This window comes from Achromobacter sp. (assembly GCF_050285585.1).
In the GTDB taxonomy this organism is placed as follows: Bacteria; Pseudomonadota; Gammaproteobacteria; order Burkholderiales; family Burkholderiaceae_B; genus Achromobacter.
Window position 1 is genome coordinate 106945 of sequence record NZ_JBLZXF010000010.1, and the last position, 17924, is coordinate 124868.

A 17924-nucleotide genomic window follows, 5' to 3' on the forward strand; every position below is an offset into this window, starting at 1 on the left:
AACGATGTCCGGATTCATCTTGTCCGCCCGCAGCCTGCAGCGGCTGGAAGGCGTGCACCCCCGACTTGTCGAAATCGTCAAACTGGCAATCCAGCGCACGGCCGTGGACTTCACTGTCGTGGAGGGCTTGCGCACGCCCGAGCGCCAGCGCCAGCTGAAGGCTGCTGGCAAGAGCCAGACCCTCAATGGCCTGCATCTGGTGCAGGCGGACGGCTACGGCCACGCCGTGGACCTGGCGCCGCTGGTAAACGGAGTGATCCCGTGGGACGACTGGGCAGAGTTTCGCCGCCTGGCCGAGGTGGTCAAGGCCTGCGCAGCGGAACTGGGCACGCCGGTGGAGTGGGGCGGGGACTGGCGCACGCTGAAAGACGGCCCCCATTTTCAGCTGCCCCGCGGCTGGAAGGCGCCGGCATGATGGCCGACGGCGCGAAGCTGGCCGGCGCCCTGGCTGGGTGGCGAGGCTACGCTGCAACGGCGCTGCTCGGCGCGGCCGCCACCTGGTTCGTGATGAGCGCCTTCCACGGGCGTGAAATCGCCGAGCTGCAGCTGGAACGGTCGCGCGATGATTTGGCCGTGGCGCGTGAGGCTATCCAGCAAACCAATTCGGACCTGACGGCCATGGCCAAGAGCGCGCGCGCCGCGGCGGCAGCCGGCCCTGAACTCACTGCGTCGATCGGCGCGCTCTCGAAGGCCTTAAAAAATGCGAATCCTCTGCCTGCTGGCTGTCGCCCTGATCCTGACCGGGTGCGGAGCCTCACCGACTCTGTACGTGCCGCGCGTGGTGCCGCCGCTCGATAGCGGGCTGGCGGCGTCTTGCCCGGAGATCCCCGATCCGCCCCAGGACCCGCGCGATTACGACGAATGGCAGATATGGATGCAGGATCAGGTGCTGGTGGCGTACGGCGTGTGCGCGGCGCGGCATCAAGCCACGGTACGGGCTTGGCCTCGCTAGCCAATGATTGCCGCTTCGCTGATCAGACTCTTCCTAATCCCGTCCATCAAAACGTACGGCTGCAACAATGGGTTGACGAAGCGAAACCGAAAGCGGCGCGCGGTTCCTGTGCGTTGCAAAACGGGACCTCGAGAGATTTCGCAAAATTTGTTGAGGTGCTGGGAAAAGGCCGGGATATCGTAGGCGCGCCCCATGATGTCGCAGAGTGGCTGTCGAACATCGACTGCGGCAAAATATCCGAGCGCATCTTGCTTCGCCATCGCGCACGCTAGCAGAACTTGAGGGTAGAGGTTGTCGCGAGGGCTGTTGGTAGCCTTGTGATAGGCATTGACGGTGGATTGTTGGGCTTTGGCCAAAGCGTTGTCAATGGCAGTCCGGACATCCTCAATCGTTACCACCGTGCGGTCATTTCCAGCTGCACGTTGGCCCGCATTCTGTGCGAGCAAGTGTGTGTAGTGGGGCAGCCCCTGAGACAGCGCGGCGATTTTTAAGCGGGCGTCGGTATCGCTCGTCATGCCCGCTTGCGACAAACCTTTGTCGATGATCTGAAAAAGTTCAATGCGAGACATTCTGGGCATGCGTACTTGGACCAGTGCGCGCTCAACTGACTGGTGTTCGTTAATCAAAGTGTCCACCGAGTCCGCGACGCCAACCAGCAGCACCGTGGCGTCGACAGCGTGGTCGGACAGTGTCTTTATTGTGTCAGCGAGTAGCGAAGCGACCGAAGGATCTTCAATCCGATCCAATTCATCGATGACTAGGAGAATCTTGCCCATCTTGGAGAGAAGATGGCGTACATCATCCGGTGTCACCGGGTCTGGCAAGTAATCAGCCAGGGAGGCCTGCGACACCTCAGCAGCGCCGGTGAAGCCTGCAGGCTGGCGTTGAAAGTTGATGGGAACCTCCCGCAACAACTTCTTCCACAGCCCAGAAAAGGTCATGGTGGGATCGCAGTTGATAGTAGCGGTCGGCAATGGCTTCCCATCGATCAGGAATCCGCGTGACAGTACGCGGGCCAAGGAGGTCTTGCCCACCCCCCTTTCTCCAAACAGAATCGCGTGCTGCCCCTTTTGATTCAGCGCATTTAGAACGTCCGTGAGCTGGCCGATTCGACCAGAAAACAGTGTCGCCTGATCAATCGGTGCGCTCGGGCTGAACGCACTCGATAGTTTCAATACCTGTTCGATGGACATGACGATTTTGTTCCTATTGGAAATTCCTTATTTAGCATTATAGACGGCATTGTGATAAATATAACTGCATCCGCTGTCTGTCATGCTGGCACTGAGTGCGATCGCTGCGCGGACGCTTTCAGAAGTGCAGAATTTAGGAACTGACTGCGTAGCAAAGGAACCATGCGAAGGGCGGATTCCCTAGTCAGCCAACCCACTCGGCACATACGAGCGCAAGCCCCGCTCCAGGATGGACGTCGCTAGGTAGGTAGGGGGGGCTCGGCGCCGCGGTCAATCTCCAGCAGCTCGTCGCGTTCGCCGGCGGCTAGCACGTCGCGAAGCTTTTGCCCGCTGTCAACTCCGAATGCCGCGTGCAGCCGTTCAATCGCAAGATAGTCTCCGTTCTTGACGCCAGCCAAAGCGGGAAGAGCGCGAACCCAAATGTCACGGACGGGCGGGCTATTGGTATAGGTGTCGTCGTAGTCGAACATCGTCGTGTTATTCCCTTGTGCGGTTGCCCGTTACTCCCGAATCCACTGCATCCACCATCCCTGGTAGTAGCGGCGGCCGTCGATTTCTTCGAAGCCGCCGACCATCATTCCGCGGTCGGAGCCGAACGTCAGGAGTTTTGGCTCCAAGAGGTCCGGGATTGCCACCTTTGGCCCGCTGTCGTATCCGTGGAGCGGCTTCATCGTCATTACGGAGACATAACGCTTTAGCTCGGGATGCATGATCGAATACATATGCACCGAGCCGACCACGATCAGACCGGGGTCGTTGTCACGACGCCGCTCGCCGCGGTGATGTGTGCGCTGTACTGCGCATTGGAGATCCACAGGCATGCTAGAAATACTGTATAAAAATACAGTATATTCCGCCTTAAATGGGGTCAGCTTTCGGTCTTTTCCATGGGCTCGGCGACCAGCTGGTCAGCCGGGTAGGGCAGCAGGAAATCCCGGGTGTCGGCCACTGGCGCGGTCAGCCAGTCTTCGTAGGCCCCTTCTGGCAGGATGACGACCATGCGTTTTTCCTTGCCGGCCTGATGGTAGTCCTTGAACAGCGGGTCCTGGTCGGCGTTGATTGTGAGCATGGTGTAGCTCTCCTGCCACTGGCCGGCGGCGTCCCGGTAGCGATCCCACAGTCCGGCGATTCCCAGCGGCCCACCATCGGCGCGGGAGAATCGGGTGGCCACGGCTTTGCCCGAGCGCCAATCCGGTTCGAATATGGCCTCGGCCGGAACGATGCAGCGCCGGCCATGCTGCCAGGCTAGGCGGAAAGTCCAGAGTTTATGGGCTGTCTCGCTTTTGGCGTTGAAAGTCGCGATCTTCTCGGCCTGCGCCAGCTTCTCGGGCGGGGTGCCGGGCGCGATCATGCCCCAGCGCCCAATCACAGCCTCACGCTCTGGTACAGCCTCGTCGCCGCTGTCATGCTCCGGTGGCCGTCGGATGAACGGGCCGGCGTAGCGCGGCCACATGTCAGACTTCGGCGGCAGCGGAATCCCGCGCGCGCGGAAGTACTTTTCAAGCTGCTCCTGCTTCTTGAGCGCGGTGTAATGGCTGCACATGGTGCCCTCCCGGTCGAAGGGTCAGTATAGGATCAGGCTGGTGTGCTGGTGGGCGGTGCCGGATCCACCCCTCGCCGGCGCAGGCATTCGCCGATGTAGGCCGCGACGGCTGCATCGAGGCCTTGCTTCTCCTCGTCGGTCAGGGCGTCGATTTCCTCGGGGGTGATGGTGTCAAAGGGCCAGGGTTCCATGCTCCGCACTCTACCCGATCGGGGCGGACATGGGGACTTTCGTGGGGACTTCGTTGCTCCCAGAGGGGCATCGTTGCACACGGTTAGCAGCGAGCGCAGCCGTAAGTTGTTGAAATATAAGGGATTGAAAATCGCTCCTCTGCATGGGGTGCAAGGGGTCGCGAGTTCGAATCCCGCCGTCCCGACCAGTAGTTCAAAAGGCCGTCAGTGAGAAATCACTGACGGCCTTTTTCATTTGCTCTGCCACGGAGCTTTACTCGAAGTCTTTGGCCATAAGTCTCTGGCCGCGAGTCGCTGCTCGGATACTGAGGCAAAAACTCAGCCGCGGGCCTTGCGAGGAGCAGCGGTTTCTCCAGCCGTTCGCAGCAACGACGAACGGCCGGGCGAGGGTCTCGAGGATCAATGAGAGAGCGGCGCGGCGCAAGCCTGGGGCTTGTCGTGCGTGGCGTATTTTTCCACCATGGTCGTGCTTGCGCGGTTCAGGCCATGCAGCGTGACCTCCACGCCGTTCCTGCGGAATTTGTGCACGATGCGATCCAGCGTGTCGATCGCGGTGATGTCCCAGAAGTGCGCGTGCGAAAGGTCGAGCAATACGTTCTTGACGTCTTCCTTGAAGTCGAACTCGGAAACCAGCGCCTCCGACGACGCGAAGAACACCTGTCCGCGGACGATGTACTTCCGCGTCGCTCCGCCGGCCTCCAGGGCGGACCCGACGCTGAGCACGCGTTGCACCTTAGATGCGAAGAAGACTGCGCTGAGCAGCACGCCGGCGAGAACGCCCATGGCGAGGTTGTGCGTGGCGACGACCACGACGACCGTCGTCAACATGACGAAGGACGAACTCTTGGGGTGTGTGAAGAGGTCCTTGATGGAGCGCCAACTGAAGGTGCTGATCGACACCATGATCATGACGGCCACCAGCGCGGCCATGGGGATCTGCTTTACCCACGGCCCAAGGAACACGACCATGATGAGGAGCAGCACGCCGGCGGTGAGTGACGATAGCCGCCCGCGCCCGCCGGACTTCACGTTGATAACGGATTGGCCGATCATGGCGCAGCCCGGCATGCCGCCAAGCAGCCCCGCGACGATGTTCGCGATGCCCTGGCCTTTGCATTCGCGGTTTTTGTCGCTGGGGGTATCTGTGAAGTCGTCGATGATGGAGGCAGTCATCAGGGACTCGAGCAGGCCGACGAGCGCGATGGCGAGCGAGTAGGGAAAGAGGATCTGCACTGTCTCCCAGGACAGGGGGACGGCGGGCAACAGGAAGGACGGCAGCGCGTTCGGGAAGCAGCCCATGTCCCCGACGGTCCGCACGTCGAGGCCCATGAACATCGTGATCGCCGTGAGGATGATTATGCATACCAGCGGCGAAGGAACCGCCTTCGTGATTCGGGGAAGCGTGTAGATGATGGCCAGGCCCGCCGCGACGAGGATATAGACGGCCGTGGGCGCGTTCGTCAGCTCGGGAAGCTGCGCCAGGAAAATCAGGATGGCCAGGGCGTTGATGAAGCCGGTGATGACCGAACGTGAAACAAAACGCATCAGCCCGCCCAGTTTCAAGAATCCCGCGACGATCTGCAGGATTCCCGCCCCGATCGCCGCAGCGAATACGTACTGGACGCCGTGGTCCTTGACCAGGGATGTGATCAGCAGGGCGACCGCGCCCGTCGCTGCGGAGATCATGCCTGGTCGTCCACCGGCGATGGCGGTCACGACCGCGATGCTGAATGCCGCGTACAGGCCGACTTGCGGATCGACGCCCGCGATGATGGAAAAGGCGAGCGCTTCAGGGATGAGGGCAAGCGCGACGACCAGGCCGGCGAGGAGGTCTCCTCGGATATTGGACAGCCATTCTTGGCGTGGGGAGCGGGATATCATGAAGTATGCAGGGTTGCGTGTTCGATCCTGATGGACCGTGCAGTGGATCGAGAGGCCGGATGCGCACGGTAGGCTCGCGCCCGCGTCGACACGACGAGGTGGCTGATTGGCGGTACCTGGGGGGACCCGATGCAGGCTGCTTTCGAAGAAAAAGTAGCCGCGCGCGACAGACCTCTGGCGGAGAGGGCCTTGAAAAAAGGCTGAGAGGTCGGGTGTCGCAGAGTTACATGGGTAGGCGGAAGGCGGGAGGAATCCGGGAAGGCCGCAATTCTATCCTGAGACGGCGGGCCGCAGCAAACCAGGGCCTGCCTGCCGATGCGCTGCCGCCAGGCGCCGCCGAAGGTCTTGTTACCGGGCGGCAGCGCATGGGCCAAGTGGTTGCTAGAGCCAGACCGTCGTCACCAGCACGGCGCAGCCTATCGTGGCGGTGATGGCCATGACCGCCGCCAGCCGGACGGCCAGCTTGCGCTCCTGGCGCCCTACGTTGGGATTGGCGTCGTTGGCGGACCGGAGTTGCTCCCAGGTCGACGCGCTGCCGGCCTCACGGCTTTGGGACGCGGCGGCGGCGTTGGCGCGGCTGCGGGATATCCGGATGAGCCGCAGCGCGGGATAGGCCAGCAGCACGCCCGCCAGGAACAGGACGCAGGCGCCGATGGCGCCGGCGGTGTAGGCCGAGCCTCCGTGCGCCGCCAGGAGAATCGCCGCGGCCAGCAGGCCCACGGCATTCAGGCCGGCCAGCGCCTTGAGCGCCTGCACGCCCCAGACGCCCGTGGCTTCTTCGGAAAAGTCGCCGACCGATTGCCAGTAGGCGGCATCCTTCGAGGCGGCCTGGAAAAAGAACGCCAGATCCCGGAGCAGGGCGTCGCCGCGCCTGTCGGAGGCCGGGGTGTCCTGATGCCACTGGACGGCGAATTTCCGGCTTCGGTCGGCATCCGCGTGATGGGCGGCGGCCCAGGTTTGCGCCAGGCGCAATGCGTCGTCGATGGTGAGTTCACCCGAGTGCGCGGCACTGTCTTTCATGTCGGTCATCCCCATATATGGGATAGTGTAGCGGCCGGACGCAGGCCGCGGGATGCGCTGCGTCAAGTGCGCGCGCGCGGCGCGCAATAGCGGATGTCGAGCAGGCTGTTGCTGCGCTGGGTGATGACCAGATCCGTGCGTGGCCCGCGCAGGCCGAGGGCAGCCAGGGCCGTGGCTGCGAGCAAACCGATCCAGGTGGGAACGAGGAGAAGTGCGTCCCAGCCCGACAGGCCGGGGTTGTAGGGCTGCTTGCGTATCCGGGTGGTCAGGCCATGTTCCCGGCAATGCGCTTCGATCATCGCCACGGTTGCGTTCATGTCGCCGACGTTTTCCAGGAAGAACCGTTCGCGGCCGAGCAGGATGCGCCCGAGCTCGCCGGACGGCAGGCGGTTCAGGAAATAGGTGCGTGGGCTGCTGGCCATGGCGGATTCCTGTGGTGCGCAACCCGTGGTGCGATTGAGGGATGGGATTGCGGCGGGCCGTCATAGTCTAGCGGCTTGCGGCGTGGGTTGGGCTGCGGGCATCCGCGCTTTCCCTAGTATCCGTCCGATTTTTTATACGATTATCATATTTTCAACGCCGACGCCCTGCGTCCGGCGCACACAGCCGAGGCAACGCGGGCTGGCAATGATGAACGTTTTCGGACAGAAACTTCCTTATGCCTACTTCAGCTTCTCGATCACTGTTGAAAAGAGACTCGGTCGCGCCCGTGCAGTCGGAGCCGAATCTGACCGACCGCGTCACCGAAATGCTGCTGGAAGAGATTACCAGCGGAGATTACCAGGTCGGCGAAGTGCTGCCGCCGGAACAGATCATCGCCACCCGCATGGGCGTCTCGCGCACTGTGCTGCGTGAAGCGGTTTCGCGCCTGAAGGGCGATGGCATCGTGCAGAGCAAGCAAGGCCGAGGCCTGACCGTCATGCAGACGGCGCGGCCCTCCGTGCTGCGCATGCAGGCTGCGGATATCGGCGACGCCGATCAGGTGCTGCGCATCGTCGAGCTGCGCCGGGGCTTCGAGATCGAGGCCGCGCAGCTCGCGGCGCAGCGGCGCAGCGAGGAAGACCTGGCCGCCATGCGCCGGGCCCTGCGCAAGATGGCCGATGCGATCGCCACGGGGGACGTGGCGGTCGGCGTGGATGCCGACATGGAGTTCCACCGTTGCGTGGCGCGGGCGACCCGCAATGAACACTACCTGAATTTCTTCGATTTCCTGGCGGTGCTGCTCAAGAAGAACCTGCGCGTTTCGCGTTCACGGTCGGCCAAGATAGCCGGCCGCGGCGCCCAGGCGCAAAAGGAACACGAAGCGCTGTTCGCCGCCATAGAGAAGGGCGATGTGGAGCTTGCGCGTCAGCAGGCGCGCACGCACGTCGACAACACTGAAGCACGACTGCGCACGGCGGCAGCCACGGCGGAAAAGCCGTAGCCCTCCGATTGCGGGCAATCTCCAAGGGGAAGTGGCGATGGGGCGTAAAGCGATAGACGAACTGGTGCGGGCGGACGAAGGATTGATCAGCCGCTCCATCTTCGTCGACGACGAGATCTTCCAGCAGGAACTGCGGCAGGTGTTTTCGCGGGCCTGGCTGTTCGTGGGACACGAAAGCCTGGTGCCCAATCCGGACGACTATTTCGTCTCCCGGATGGGAACGGAGTCCGTGATCCTGACCCGCGACAGGCAGGGCCAGATCCAGGTCATGCTCAATAGCTGTGCGCACCGTGGCATGAAGCTGTGCCGCTACGATCACGGCAACAACAGGACCTTCACCTGTCCGTACCACGGGTGGAGCTTTTCCACCGATGGCAAGCTGGTGGAACGGCCGGGAGAGCTCGTTGGGGTGCCGGGGCACGCCACGCATTACAAGGGCGAGCTGGACAAGAAGCAGTGGGGCCTGAAGACGGTTGCACAGGTGGTCAACTACAAGGGCGCGGTGTGGGCGACATGGGATCCGGATGCGCCGCCTTTCCTCGATTATCTGGGCAACATGCGGCTGTATCTCGATGCTGCCCTGGACCATCGCGACGGCAGCGCCGGGGGCTCGGAGGTCATCGGCGGCGTGCAGAAGTGGCGGGTCAAGTGCAACTGGAAATTCGCGCCGGAAAATTTCATCGGCGATCTGTACCACGACATCAGCCATCGTTCCGTGGATATCGTCGGCATCGGCCCGGGCGGCGGAAGGGGGCGGCGCGATCCCTCGGCGACGCGCTCGGCCATCTGTTTCCCCGAACTGGGGCATGGGCTGCTGGGGCGGCTGCCCTTCTACGAGGAAGGGCCATACGCGCCGCAGTACGCGCGCTACCCGGAAGTCGAGGCCTATTACCGCGAGGTGCATGAGCGCCGCGAACGCACGCTGGGTTCGGCCATGCGCGTGCAGACCAGCGTCGGCACGATTTTCCCGAACATGTCCTTCCACGGGCGCCAGCCCCGCACGCTGGCGGTGTTCCACCCGATCAGCCCGACCGAAATGGAAATGTGGCGCATGTACCTGGTGGACAAGGATGCCCCCGAGGCGGTCAAGGAAGCGGCGCGCCATTACTTCCTGCGCTATTCGGGCCCCGGCGGCATGACCGAGTCGGACGATATGGAGAACTGGACGGGCGCCACCGAGGCCAGCATGGGCACCATGTCGCGCGAACTCTTTTTCAACTACCAGATGGGCGTGGGGCATGCCGAGCCGGTGCCGGAGATTCCGGGTTGCGCGGTCAACGGCGAGTACACGGAAGAGAATGCCCGGATCTATTACCGCCGATGGGCGCAATTCATGAACGGCTTGTCCTGGGACGAGCTGATGGCCGGCGCCGCGCGCGCCCAGGAGAAGGCGGCATGAACGCGCCCACCGACAACGCGCCCATCGCCGCGCAGGATTCCAGCATCGACGATATGCAGATCTGGTGGCAGGTGCAGCGTTTCATGCACTACGAGGCGGACCTGCTGGATCATCGCGAGTTCGACGCCTGGCTGGAGTTGCTGGACGAGGACATCAGCTACCGCATGCCGCTCACGCGCAACGTGCGTCGCGACGCCATGGCTCAGGAGTATTCGGGCACGCGTGACGCAGCCTGGTTCGACGAAGGCATCGACACGCTGCGGCAACGGGTGGCGCAGATCAGGACGGGCATTCACTGGGCCGAGGAGCCGGCCTCGCGGGTGTCCCACCTGGTGACCAATATCCGCGTGCTGGAGGTGGCGCCCGACGAGGGCGGGGGAGAGCGCGTCCGTGTGCGCTCGCGCTTCCTGATCTACCAGAACCGCCTGCAGGCGGAGGTCAGCCTGTTCGTCGGCAAGCGCGAAGACGTGCTGCGCCGCCGCGACGGGCGCTGGAAGGTGCTCTCGCGGGAGATCCACCTGGACCAGAACGTCCTGCTTTCCAAGGCGCTCACGATCTTCTTCTAGCGCACGGCTTTTTCGGCGCCGGCCCGCCAGCCGGAGTTCGATGGTTTTCCTTCCGATCAGGGCGCGTCCGCTGAGGGCGGGGCGCGCCCATACCTGGAGTCGCAGCATGCATAGACGTACTGTACTGAAAGCCATCGCCGCCGCGGCCGCGATGGGCTCGGCCCCGGCGGCGCGATCCGCCGAGGCGGCATTTCCCTCCAAGCCGATGCGCCTGATCGTGCCGTACCCGCCCGGGGGCGTCACCGATGTGGCCGGGCGCCTGGCGGGCGAGATCATCAGCAAGAAATTCGGGCAGCCCGTGGTCGTGGAAAACCGCCCGGGCGCCAACGGCATGATAGGCAGCCAGCACGTGGCCGCGGCGCCGCCGGATGGCTACACGCTGTTGCTCAACGGGCTGGGCGGCATGGTGCTGCCCATGGCCACCGTCACCGGTCTGCCGCTGGATATGTCCCGGGCATTCGCGCCGATCGGCCAGATGGCAGAGTTCATCAACGTGCTGATCGTGCGCGCGGACTCCCCGATCCGCAGCGTCGACGATCTGATCGCCGCGGCCCGCGCCCGCAGCAAGGAGGGATTGAATTACGGGTCCAACGGCATAGGCACGTCGGTGCACCTGACCACCGCGTTCTTCGCGCAGCGCACGGGCGCGAACCTGCTGCACGTGCCCTACAAGGGCAGCGGCGAAATGCTGATCGATGTGGTGAACGGCAACCTGGATTTCAGCTTCAGCAACCTGCCGCCCGTGATGGGGCTGATCCGCAAGGGTTCCATCCGGGCGATCGCGGTCACCAGCAGCTATCGCAGCAAGCAGTTGCCGGACGTGCCCACCATGGCCGAGCAGGGCGTGGCGGATTTCGACGTGACCAGCTGGCTGGGCCTGTACGGGCCTGCCGGCATGCCGCCGGCCGTGGTCCAGGCCCTGAGCGCGGCGCTGCAGGAAGGCATGGCCCAGGCCTCGTCGCGCGAGACCTTGAGCGCGGCGGGCTTCGAGCCCAAGTCCTCGTCGGCCGACGCTTTCGCCGAATTGAATCGCGTCGAGCTGGCGCGCTGGAAACAGGTGGCGGGACGCGCCAACGTATCCCTGAAGTTTGGAGCCTGAGCGGTATGGAAGATCTTTCTCGCCTGAGCCACGTGCATACGGCCATCATCGGCGCGGGACATGCGGGCGTCGAATGTGCCTGGGCGCTGCGCGCGGCAGGCATCGAAGGCGACGTGGCGCTGTTCGGCGCCGAGCGGCATGCGCCCTACGAGCGGCCGCCGCTCTCCAAGGCCTTGCTGACGGGCGCCACCAGCGAAGAGCGCATCGCCCTGCGGGCCGATGGCGCGTATGAGAAGTTGCGCGTGACCATCGTGGCCGGCGACCCCGTGGAACGGTTGGACACGGCAGGGCGCATCGTGCACACCCGATCCGGGCGCCGCGTGAGCTATGAGCATTGCGTGCTCGCCACCGGCGCGCGGGCGCGCGGCATCGCCGGCGTGGAGGGCGAGGGCGTTTACGCGGTGCGCGGCCTGGAGGACGCGCGCCGCCTGCGCGTGGCGTTGCGGCCCGGCTGCCGTCTGCTGGTGCTGGGGGCCGGATACCTGGGCCTGGAGGCCGCGTGTTCGGCGCGCAAGCTGGGCGCAGAGGTCCTGGTGCTTGAGCAGGGCGGCAGCGTCATGGGCGGGAAGGTGTCCGAACCGACCGCCGAGCGCATGGGTTCCATACACCGCGACGCCGGCATCGAGATACGGCACGGCGCGGCGGTAGCGAACTGGGAGCGCACGGGGGCGGGCTGGCGCGCGCACCTGGCCGATGGCTCCTCGGAGGACGCGGACCTGATCCTGGTGTCGATCGGCGCCATCGCAGAGACTGCCGTGGCCGAGGCGTCAGGCCTGATCTGCCTGGATGGCGTCGTGGTGGACGAATGCTGCCGGACTTCCGCGCCGGACGTGTACGCCATCGGCGATTGCGCCAGCGCCTTCCGCGGCGAACTGCAGCGCCACGCGCGGATAGAAAGCGTGCAGAACGCGCTGGCGCAGGCGCGCATCGCGGCCGCCGCCATCGCCGGCAAGAGCCCGCCGGCGCCACGGCCGCCCACCTTCTGGTCCGAGCAGCATGGGCGGCGCCTGCAGATGGCGGGCCTCGTGAATCCGGCGCAACCCAGCCGCGACGTGCTTTTGCCCACGGCCAAGGGATGGCTGGTGGAACGCTATCAGGAAGGACGCCTGGCCGCGATCGAAGCGGTGGACAGTCCGGTCGAATTCATCAAGGGCGTGCCGCGCATCGGCACGCCGGAAACCGTTGCTTGAAAAAGGTGGTGGACATGCCCTCAGCAGTATTCGAATTGCCCGACGGCGCCGAGCAGGTGCTGGACGTTCCCGATGATTGGTCGCTGATGGAAGCGGCGCGGCGCGACGGGCTGGAAGGCATCGTCGCCGAGTGTGGCGGCGGCGCCATCTGCGGCACCTGTCACGTCCAGGTCGACGCGGCCTGGTTCGACCGGCTCGATCCGCCAGGCATGGCCGAAGAGGCGTTGCTGGAGGTGGTGCCGGAACGCTGCGCCACCAGCCGCCTGTCCTGCCAGGTGATCATGAAGCCCGAGCTGGACGGCATCCGCCTGCGCGTGCCGTCCGCGCAACTCGAGCTGTAGCCGCGGCTATCGCAAGGAGCCGCCGACATGGCCGACAACAAGTCCATCAACCTCGTCGATCTGCAGCCCGGCGTGCGCGTGCGCATGGCCGATGGCGCCGTCGCCGAGATCGTCGAAAACCCTCAGGACGGATTCTGGCTGATCGTCCGCTACCTGGACCATCCCACGGATTCCTCCCTGGTCGATGCCGGTGAGCAGCAAGTGTTCGCCACCGACGTCGAATCGATCGAACCCTGACCTTCATGGAGCCGCAATGAATCAAAAGCCCAAAATCATCGTTTCCGCGCCGCTGCCGGCCGACTTGCGCGAGCGCGTCGCCGCCGTCTGCGAGATCATCGACGTGCCGGTGGGACAGAACCCCGCCGAAGCCGTGCCGGCGGAGGTTCGTCCCCAGGTCGCAGGCATGGTCTGCACGGTGCGCACCCGGGTCGACCAGGCTTTGCTCGACGCCTTTCCCGCGCTTGCCGTCAGTTCCAACTTCGCGGTCGGTTTCGACAACGTCGACCTGGAGGCCGCCACGGGCCGCCGGGTGCTTATCTGCAATACGCCGGGCGTGCTGGATGGCGCGGTCGCGGACGTTACGATCGGCCTGATGCTGTGTCTGGCCCGCAATCTGGTGGCCGGCGATGCGTTCGTGCGCAGCGGCGCCTGGACCCAGGGCGCCTTCCCCCTTACCACCGATATCCGCGGCAAGACGCTGGGGCTGCTGGGCATGGGCCGCATCGGCAAGGTGGTGGCGCGCACCGCGCAGGCGTTCGATATGAAAGTGATCTATCACAACCGCCGCGAAGATCCGTCGGTGGGGAGCCTGGCCACGTACGTCGCGCGCGACGAGCTGTTCAAGTCTTCGGACGTGCTCAGCGTCCATATCCCGCTGTCCGCCGAAACGCGCCATTCCGTGGGCAAGCGGGAGTTCGGCCTGATGAAGCCGACGGCCTACATCATCAATACGGCGCGGGGGCCGGTGCTGGACGAGGCGGCGCTGGTGGAGGCGCTGCGCGCCGGCACGATCGCCGGCGCCGGCCTGGACGTCATGGAGCAGGAACCGCTGCCGCCATCCAGCCCGCTGTGCGAACTGCCGAACGTGGTGCTGCAGGCGCACGTGGGCAGCGCTACCCATGAAACGCGGCGGGCCATGATCGACCTGGCCGTGGCCAACCTGCTGGACGCGCTGGCCGGGCGGACGCCGCAGGCCATGGTCAACCCGCAGGTGTGGCAGGCGCGGGCCTGAGCGCGGGCAGAAAAGGGAATGGCGGGGGCGCCCTTCGGGGCGTCCCCGCCATTTTCGGCTGGCTTATTTCCCGCCGTAGGCGACCACGATGCCGGCTTGCTGGGCGACTTCGCTCCAGCGCTTGAACTCCGCCGCCGAAAACGCCTGGAACTCCGCGGCATTGCGCAGCTTGGGCTCGAACCCCGCGCCGACGATGCGGGCCTGGAATTCGGGGGTGGAAAGGCCGCTGACAATGGTCTGCGAGAGCTGGGCGATGATGGCGGGATCGACCTTGGCGGGGGCATACATGCCCAGCCAGCTGGTCACGTCGAAATCCTTCATGCCTTGCTGCTGCATGGTGGGCACGTCGGGCAACTGCCGCGCCCGGTAGGCGCTGGTGACGGCCAGGGCCTTGAGGCGTTTGCCTTCCACCATGGCCAGCGTCGGCGGAAGATTCATGAAACAGATGTCCAGGTCGCCGTTGGCCGTGCCCACCAGGGCGTCGGCCGCGCCCTTGTAGGGAACGTGGTCGAATTTCAGGCCGGTGCGCATGGCAAACAGCTCCGCGGTCATCTGCGACGAGCTGCCGACGCCATTGCTGCCGTACAGCGGCTTGCGCTTGCTCGCGCGCAGGTATTCGACGAGCTCGGGCACCGAGTTGGCGGGGTGGTCGGTCCGCACCACCAGCGCATTGACGAATTCCGCAACCTGGGCGATGGGCAGCAATGCCGTGGGGATGTCCAACGGCAGCCCCCGCAAGGTCGCGGGTGGCAGCACGTTGTGGCCCAGGCCGCCTGTCGTGAGGGTGTAGCCATCCGGCTTGGACGCGGCGGCGGCCTGCATGCCGATCACGCCGCCCGCGCCGGCGCGATTCTCAATCACCACGCTCTGGCCGTACTTGGCGAACAGCAGGTCGCCGACCAGCCTGCCGGCAAGATCGGTCGCGCTTCCGGGGGTGGAAGAGACAATGATCTTGATCGTTCGGGACGGGTAGGGCCCGTCAAGAGCCCAGCCTCTGCCTGTCACGGCCAGGCCGGCCGCGGCTCCCATCAGTTTCAACGCACTGCGACGTTCCATGACGACTTCCCCTTGGGTTGGTTTTGCTACACCACGTGCTGCTCCGATTCCTGGTTGCGACTTTGTACGATAAACATATTTATCGGAACGGTACGTGGAGCGCCTGGGCGTGGAAATTGCGGCTTACCCTAGGATGGGCCGTCTCCTGTTACGGCTCCGATTCCGCCGCTCTGTGTCTGGCGCGCAGGCCGGCCGCGCGGGCACACTTTTGCCGTCGCCGCCTGCTACGCGCGGCTGGAAAAGGAGGTTCCATGCGCTACCGTTATGTCACCGCCGATGTCTTCACCAACCGCGCGTATGGCGGCAATCCGCTGGCGGTCGTGCTCGACGCCCAGGGGCTCACCGCCGCGCAGATGCAGCGCATCGCGCGAGAGTTCAACTACTCGGAAACCAGCTTCGTCCTGCCTGCCCGCGACCCCGCGCACACGGCATGGGTGCGCATCTTCACGCCGGACCGGGAGGTTCCCTTTGCCGGGCATCCGAACGTGGGCACCGCGATCGTGCTCGCTCGCGAGTGGCGGGCGGCGGGCAGGCCCGTGCCCGAAACCCTGGTGTTCGAAGAAGAGGCGGGCCTGGTCCGCATCGCGCTGAAGACCGGCGAGCCGGCGGTGCAAAGGGCGGAATTGACCGCCCCTCGGCCGCTTGAAAGAGCGGGCGTGGCGGCGGTCGATGCGGTGGCGCGGGCCTTGACGCTCGACCCCGCGGATATCGATGCGTCCACGCATCCGCCGCAGGTCGTGTCGGTCGGGCTGACGTTCCTGGTCGTGCAACTGGCAAGCCGCGACGCGCTGCGGCGCGCCGCGCCCGATGCGCAGGGCTACGCGGCCTTGCTGCCGCTGGATGGCGCCAAGTCCATCTATGCCTACACCACGGACACGGCGGCGGAGCCAGGGACCGACGTCCAGGCCCGCATGTTCACCGGCCGCATGACGGAGGACCCGGCCACCGGCAGCGCGACGGCTGCCGCCACGGCGCTGCGCGCTGCCTTGCGCGGCGGCATGCTGCGCCTGCGCGTGGGCCAGGGGGTGGACATGGGCCGCGCCAGCCTGCTGTTCGCGCATGCCGAACCCCGCGCGGATGGCGTATGGGCGGGCGTGGCCGGCGAGGCCGTGGTGGTCATGGAAGGGACCCTGCCCGCGCCTGCGCAGGCCTGAGCGCGCCAATCTGTTGGCGTCCGCGCGCGCTTCCTGTATGCTTGCGCGCATGGAAGCACCGCATTTCGCGCCGCTCGCCGGCGTCTTCAATCGACGAATCACTCGACGCCTGCGTTGAGTGGCTGGTCGCATCCGGGCGCTGACCCTTCAGCGCTTTTCCCGAAAGCCACGATACTCCTCGTGGCTTTTGTGCTTTTGGCCCGCTCTTCCCGCTGTCGAGGCGTATCGCAAGGCTTTCGTTTCCCCTACCGAAGGAACGAAGCATGAGCTCTCAACCCATCGTCATCCGGCCCTACCATTCGTCGGACGAGGCCGCGATCATCCAGCTGTGGCAGGACTGCGGCCTGACCCGTCCATGGAACGATCCGCGCAAGGACATCGCCCGCAAGCTGACCGTGCAATCCGAGCTGTTCCTGGTGGGCGAAGCGGAAGGCGGGATCGTCGGGACGCTGATGGGCGGCTATGACGGGCACCGCGCCTGGATCAACTATCTGGCGGTGTCTCCGGCGCATCAGCGCCGCGGCTACGCGACGGCGCTGATGCGGGCCGTGGAGCGTAAGCTGCTGGAAATGGGATGTCCCAAGATCAATCTGCTGATCCGCTCCAGCAACGTCGCGGTGAAGGATTTCTATGAAACGCTGGGATTCCAGCAGGACGAAGTCATCAGCCTGGGCAAGCGCCTGATCCCGGACCTCTGAAGGACCGAGGCCCGGGCGCCTGCCGGGGCCGTCAGACCTCTACGGTCAGGTATACCGCCTCGCGGCCCACGATGGGCATGCGCGTGGGCATGAAGATCGTGCAGTCGTCGCAGGGCGAGCGGATTTCCTCGGTGCCGTTCATGGCGATGAGTTCGTCCTTGGCGTAGGTCTCGAAGCCGAGGACCGGCCGCGTGAAGGAGAAGTCTGCCGACTTCACCATGTGCACTTCGAGCAGCCGGTAGCGCCGCGGCGCCGGGGGCGGCGGCGTGCCGGCGGGCGTGTCGATCAGGCCCAGATGCGCCAGGAATCGCAGCGTGACATCGGTGGCGAGCGTGGCGGCGGATTGCGAAAAGTGCTGGCCGCATTCGACCACCAGCGAGCCGCCGCTGTCGGAATCCGGATCGCCATGGCGGCCATAGCCCATGACGCCCGTGCCTGGGAATATGCCCGGGGGCATGACGAGATGGACCTGCGGCGCGCCGACGGCGCTGGCGAGCGCGGTGTTGCGGTCCATTTCCGTGTAGACCCAGAACGGTTGCACCGGCGCGCGCGTGGAGTGAATGTCCAGCACATAGTCGGCGGCGTCCAGCACGGGACGCAGTTCCCGGGCGCGCCGCAGTTCGGGGCTGTCTTGCGGCCCATCCAGCATGTCGGCCGACCAGATGCGGTTCAGGTTGTGCACCAACTGGCGGTTTTCGTAGGGCTGCTCGATATCGAAGGCCTCGTAGGCCTCGACGTGCGCGAAGCTGACCGTCAGCGTGCCTATCCTGGGCCGCACCCCGGTATCCAGCAGGTGGGCGGCGGCCACCATGCCGCAGATTTCGTTGCCGTGAGTGATGGCGTTGATCAGCACGTGCGGGCCTGGCCGGCCCGACTCGAAACGGTGGACGTAGGGAATGCCCACGTTGCCCTCCCGGTAGGCCGAGAGGTCGCGGGGCAGGACTTCCAGCGGGGCGGTGTCGGGTTCGAAAGCGGGATTGTTCATGG

Annotated in this window: 22 protein-coding genes; 12 read left to right on the top strand and 10 right to left on the bottom strand. The window is 65.2% G+C overall.

The features are described 5' to 3' along the window. Nucleotides 1-4: 4 nt before the first annotated feature. Entirely contained in the window at nucleotides 5-415 is a 411-nt protein-coding gene (locus tag ACN6PJ_RS15970; protein ID WP_427996826.1) for a M15 family metallopeptidase, read from the top strand. After that, complete coding sequence (locus ACN6PJ_RS15975; protein ID WP_427996827.1) at nucleotides 412-798, top strand: hypothetical protein; 387 nt, start codon at nucleotides 412-414, stop codon at nucleotides 796-798. Before ACN6PJ_RS15970 ends, ACN6PJ_RS15975 begins: the two co-directional genes overlap by 4 nt. 150 nt (nucleotides 799-948) lie before the next feature. On the opposite strand, the gene ACN6PJ_RS15980 is transcribed toward ACN6PJ_RS15975, so the two are convergent. From ACN6PJ_RS15980 to ACN6PJ_RS16015, 8 genes are all read right to left on the bottom strand, one after another. Continuing rightward, nucleotides 949-2145: an AAA family ATPase gene (locus ACN6PJ_RS15980; RefSeq protein ID WP_427996828.1), complete on the bottom strand. Its 1197-nt coding sequence runs from the start codon at nucleotides 2143-2145 to the stop codon at nucleotides 949-951. A gap of 239 nt (nucleotides 2146-2384) precedes the next feature. After that, complete coding sequence (locus tag ACN6PJ_RS15985) at nucleotides 2385-2615, bottom strand: hypothetical protein (protein ID WP_427996829.1); 231 nt, start codon at nucleotides 2613-2615, stop codon at nucleotides 2385-2387. A gap of 30 nt (nucleotides 2616-2645) precedes the next feature. Continuing rightward, entirely contained in the window at nucleotides 2646-2966 is a 321-nt protein-coding gene (locus ACN6PJ_RS15990; RefSeq protein ID WP_427996830.1) for a hypothetical protein, read from the bottom strand. 47 nt (nucleotides 2967-3013) lie between these two features. Beyond that, complete coding sequence (locus tag ACN6PJ_RS15995; protein ID WP_427996831.1) at nucleotides 3014-3688, bottom strand: SOS response-associated peptidase; 675 nt, start codon at nucleotides 3686-3688, stop codon at nucleotides 3014-3016. 32 nt (nucleotides 3689-3720) lie between these two features. After that, nucleotides 3721-3879, bottom strand: a complete 159-nt coding sequence (locus tag ACN6PJ_RS16000; RefSeq protein WP_427996832.1) for a hypothetical protein — start codon at nucleotides 3877-3879, stop codon at nucleotides 3721-3723. 399 nt (nucleotides 3880-4278) lie between these two features. Further along, nucleotides 4279-5760, bottom strand: coding sequence for a SulP family inorganic anion transporter (locus ACN6PJ_RS16005; RefSeq protein WP_427996833.1), 1482 nt, complete (start codon nucleotides 5758-5760; stop codon nucleotides 4279-4281). A gap of 381 nt (nucleotides 5761-6141) precedes the next feature. Next, a complete protein-coding gene (locus ACN6PJ_RS16010; protein ID WP_427996834.1) occupies nucleotides 6142-6780 on the bottom strand; it encodes a hypothetical protein in 639 nt (212 codons plus the stop codon). A 62-nt stretch (nucleotides 6781-6842) separates the two neighbouring features. Then, nucleotides 6843-7202 carry a hypothetical protein gene (locus ACN6PJ_RS16015; protein WP_427996835.1) on the bottom strand — a complete coding sequence of 120 codons (360 nt, stop codon included), beginning with the start codon at nucleotides 7200-7202 and terminating at the stop codon, nucleotides 6843-6845. Nucleotides 7203-7465: 263 nt separating this feature from the next. On the opposite strand from ACN6PJ_RS16015, the gene ACN6PJ_RS16020 reads away from it, so the two are divergent. The 8 genes from ACN6PJ_RS16020 (at nucleotide 7466) to ACN6PJ_RS16055 (ending at nucleotide 14029) form a co-directional block, all read left to right on the top strand. Continuing rightward, on the top strand, nucleotides 7466-8203 hold the full coding sequence (locus tag ACN6PJ_RS16020; RefSeq protein WP_427996836.1) for a FadR/GntR family transcriptional regulator: 738 nt from the start codon (nucleotides 7466-7468) through the stop codon (nucleotides 8201-8203). Nucleotides 8204-8240: 37 nt separating this feature from the next. Further along, nucleotides 8241-9602, top strand: coding sequence for an aromatic ring-hydroxylating oxygenase subunit alpha (locus ACN6PJ_RS16025; RefSeq protein ID WP_427996837.1), 1362 nt, complete (start codon nucleotides 8241-8243; stop codon nucleotides 9600-9602). Then, on the top strand, nucleotides 9599-10168 hold the full coding sequence (locus ACN6PJ_RS16030) for a 3-phenylpropionate/cinnamic acid dioxygenase subunit beta (protein ID WP_427996838.1): 570 nt from the start codon (nucleotides 9599-9601) through the stop codon (nucleotides 10166-10168). The genes ACN6PJ_RS16025 and ACN6PJ_RS16030 overlap by 4 nt, the downstream gene beginning before the upstream one ends. Before the next feature lie 106 nt (nucleotides 10169-10274). Continuing rightward, complete coding sequence (locus tag ACN6PJ_RS16035; RefSeq protein WP_427996839.1) at nucleotides 10275-11267, top strand: Bug family tripartite tricarboxylate transporter substrate binding protein; 993 nt, start codon at nucleotides 10275-10277, stop codon at nucleotides 11265-11267. Between the two features lie 5 nt (nucleotides 11268-11272). Further along, nucleotides 11273-12457, top strand: a complete 1185-nt coding sequence (locus ACN6PJ_RS16040) for an NAD(P)/FAD-dependent oxidoreductase (RefSeq protein WP_427996840.1) — start codon at nucleotides 11273-11275, stop codon at nucleotides 12455-12457. Nucleotides 12458-12471: 14 nt separating this feature from the next. After that, the gene (locus tag ACN6PJ_RS16045; RefSeq protein ID WP_427996841.1) at nucleotides 12472-12798 is read left to right on the top strand and encodes a 2Fe-2S iron-sulfur cluster-binding protein; all 327 of its coding nucleotides are present in this window, start codon (nucleotides 12472-12474) and stop codon (nucleotides 12796-12798) included. A gap of 27 nt (nucleotides 12799-12825) precedes the next feature. Then, nucleotides 12826-13035 (top strand): hypothetical protein, encoded by a 210-nt coding sequence (locus tag ACN6PJ_RS16050; protein WP_043545242.1) that lies wholly within the window; start codon nucleotides 12826-12828, stop codon nucleotides 13033-13035. 16 nt (nucleotides 13036-13051) lie between these two features. Next, nucleotides 13052-14029, top strand: coding sequence for a 2-hydroxyacid dehydrogenase (locus ACN6PJ_RS16055; protein WP_427996842.1), 978 nt, complete (start codon nucleotides 13052-13054; stop codon nucleotides 14027-14029). Between the two features lie 63 nt (nucleotides 14030-14092). Here the strand turns inward: ACN6PJ_RS16055 and ACN6PJ_RS16060 are convergent, their stop codons facing one another. Next, nucleotides 14093-15085, bottom strand: coding sequence for a Bug family tripartite tricarboxylate transporter substrate binding protein (locus ACN6PJ_RS16060; RefSeq protein ID WP_427996843.1), 993 nt, complete (start codon nucleotides 15083-15085; stop codon nucleotides 14093-14095). A 251-nt stretch (nucleotides 15086-15336) separates the two neighbouring features. Here ACN6PJ_RS16060 and ACN6PJ_RS16065 point away from each other — a divergent pair, with 251 nt between their 5' ends. Both ACN6PJ_RS16065 and ACN6PJ_RS16070 read left to right on the top strand, forming a co-directional pair. After that, on the top strand, nucleotides 15337-16239 hold the full coding sequence (locus ACN6PJ_RS16065) for a PhzF family phenazine biosynthesis protein (protein WP_427996844.1): 903 nt from the start codon (nucleotides 15337-15339) through the stop codon (nucleotides 16237-16239). A gap of 263 nt (nucleotides 16240-16502) precedes the next feature. Continuing rightward, on the top strand, nucleotides 16503-16937 hold the full coding sequence (locus ACN6PJ_RS16070) for a GNAT family acetyltransferase (protein ID WP_427996845.1): 435 nt from the start codon (nucleotides 16503-16505) through the stop codon (nucleotides 16935-16937). A gap of 31 nt (nucleotides 16938-16968) precedes the next feature. Here ACN6PJ_RS16070 and ACN6PJ_RS16075 read toward each other — a convergent pair whose 3' ends face one another. Further along, nucleotides 16969-17922: a succinylglutamate desuccinylase gene (locus tag ACN6PJ_RS16075; protein WP_427996846.1), complete on the bottom strand. Its 954-nt coding sequence runs from the start codon at nucleotides 17920-17922 to the stop codon at nucleotides 16969-16971. Nucleotides 17923-17924: the final 2 nt, after the last annotated feature.

Bases quoted from the DNA above. Each gene is read 5' to 3' on its own strand.
- ACN6PJ_RS15970 (WP_427996826.1), top strand. From the start codon at position 5: ATGTCCGGATTCATCTTGTCCGCCCGCAGCCTGCAGCGGCTGGAAGGC.
- ACN6PJ_RS15975 (WP_427996827.1), top strand. From the start codon at position 412: ATGATGGCCGACGGCGCGAAGCTGGCCGGCGCCCTGGCTGGGTGGCGA.
- ACN6PJ_RS15980 (WP_427996828.1), bottom strand. From the start codon at position 2,145: ATGTCCATCGAACAGGTATTGAAACTATCGAGTGCGTTCAGCCCGAGC.
- ACN6PJ_RS15985 (WP_427996829.1), bottom strand. From the start codon at position 2,615: ATGTTCGACTACGACGACACCTATACCAATAGCCCGCCCGTCCGTGAC.
- ACN6PJ_RS15990 (WP_427996830.1), bottom strand. From the start codon at position 2,966: ATGCCTGTGGATCTCCAATGCGCAGTACAGCGCACACATCACCGCGGC.
- ACN6PJ_RS15995 (WP_427996831.1), bottom strand. From the start codon at position 3,688: ATGTGCAGCCATTACACCGCGCTCAAGAAGCAGGAGCAGCTTGAAAAG.
- ACN6PJ_RS16000 (WP_427996832.1), bottom strand. From the start codon at position 3,879: ATGGAACCCTGGCCCTTTGACACCATCACCCCCGAGGAAATCGACGCC.
- ACN6PJ_RS16005 (WP_427996833.1), bottom strand. From the start codon at position 5,760: ATGATATCCCGCTCCCCACGCCAAGAATGGCTGTCCAATATCCGAGGA.
- ACN6PJ_RS16010 (WP_427996834.1), bottom strand. From the start codon at position 6,780: ATGAAAGACAGTGCCGCGCACTCGGGTGAACTCACCATCGACGACGCA.
- ACN6PJ_RS16015 (WP_427996835.1), bottom strand. From the start codon at position 7,202: ATGGCCAGCAGCCCACGCACCTATTTCCTGAACCGCCTGCCGTCCGGC.
- ACN6PJ_RS16025 (WP_427996837.1), top strand. From the start codon at position 8,241: ATGGGGCGTAAAGCGATAGACGAACTGGTGCGGGCGGACGAAGGATTG.
- ACN6PJ_RS16030 (WP_427996838.1), top strand. From the start codon at position 9,599: ATGAACGCGCCCACCGACAACGCGCCCATCGCCGCGCAGGATTCCAGC.
- ACN6PJ_RS16035 (WP_427996839.1), top strand. From the start codon at position 10,275: ATGCATAGACGTACTGTACTGAAAGCCATCGCCGCCGCGGCCGCGATG.
- ACN6PJ_RS16040 (WP_427996840.1), top strand. From the start codon at position 11,273: ATGGAAGATCTTTCTCGCCTGAGCCACGTGCATACGGCCATCATCGGC.
- ACN6PJ_RS16045 (WP_427996841.1), top strand. From the start codon at position 12,472: ATGCCCTCAGCAGTATTCGAATTGCCCGACGGCGCCGAGCAGGTGCTG.
- ACN6PJ_RS16050 (WP_043545242.1), top strand. From the start codon at position 12,826: ATGGCCGACAACAAGTCCATCAACCTCGTCGATCTGCAGCCCGGCGTG.
- ACN6PJ_RS16055 (WP_427996842.1), top strand. From the start codon at position 13,052: ATGAATCAAAAGCCCAAAATCATCGTTTCCGCGCCGCTGCCGGCCGAC.
- ACN6PJ_RS16060 (WP_427996843.1), bottom strand. From the start codon at position 15,085: ATGGAACGTCGCAGTGCGTTGAAACTGATGGGAGCCGCGGCCGGCCTG.
- ACN6PJ_RS16065 (WP_427996844.1), top strand. From the start codon at position 15,337: ATGCGCTACCGTTATGTCACCGCCGATGTCTTCACCAACCGCGCGTAT.
- ACN6PJ_RS16070 (WP_427996845.1), top strand. From the start codon at position 16,503: ATGAGCTCTCAACCCATCGTCATCCGGCCCTACCATTCGTCGGACGAG.
- ACN6PJ_RS16075 (WP_427996846.1), bottom strand. From the start codon at position 17,922: ATGAACAATCCCGCTTTCGAACCCGACACCGCCCCGCTGGAAGTCCTG.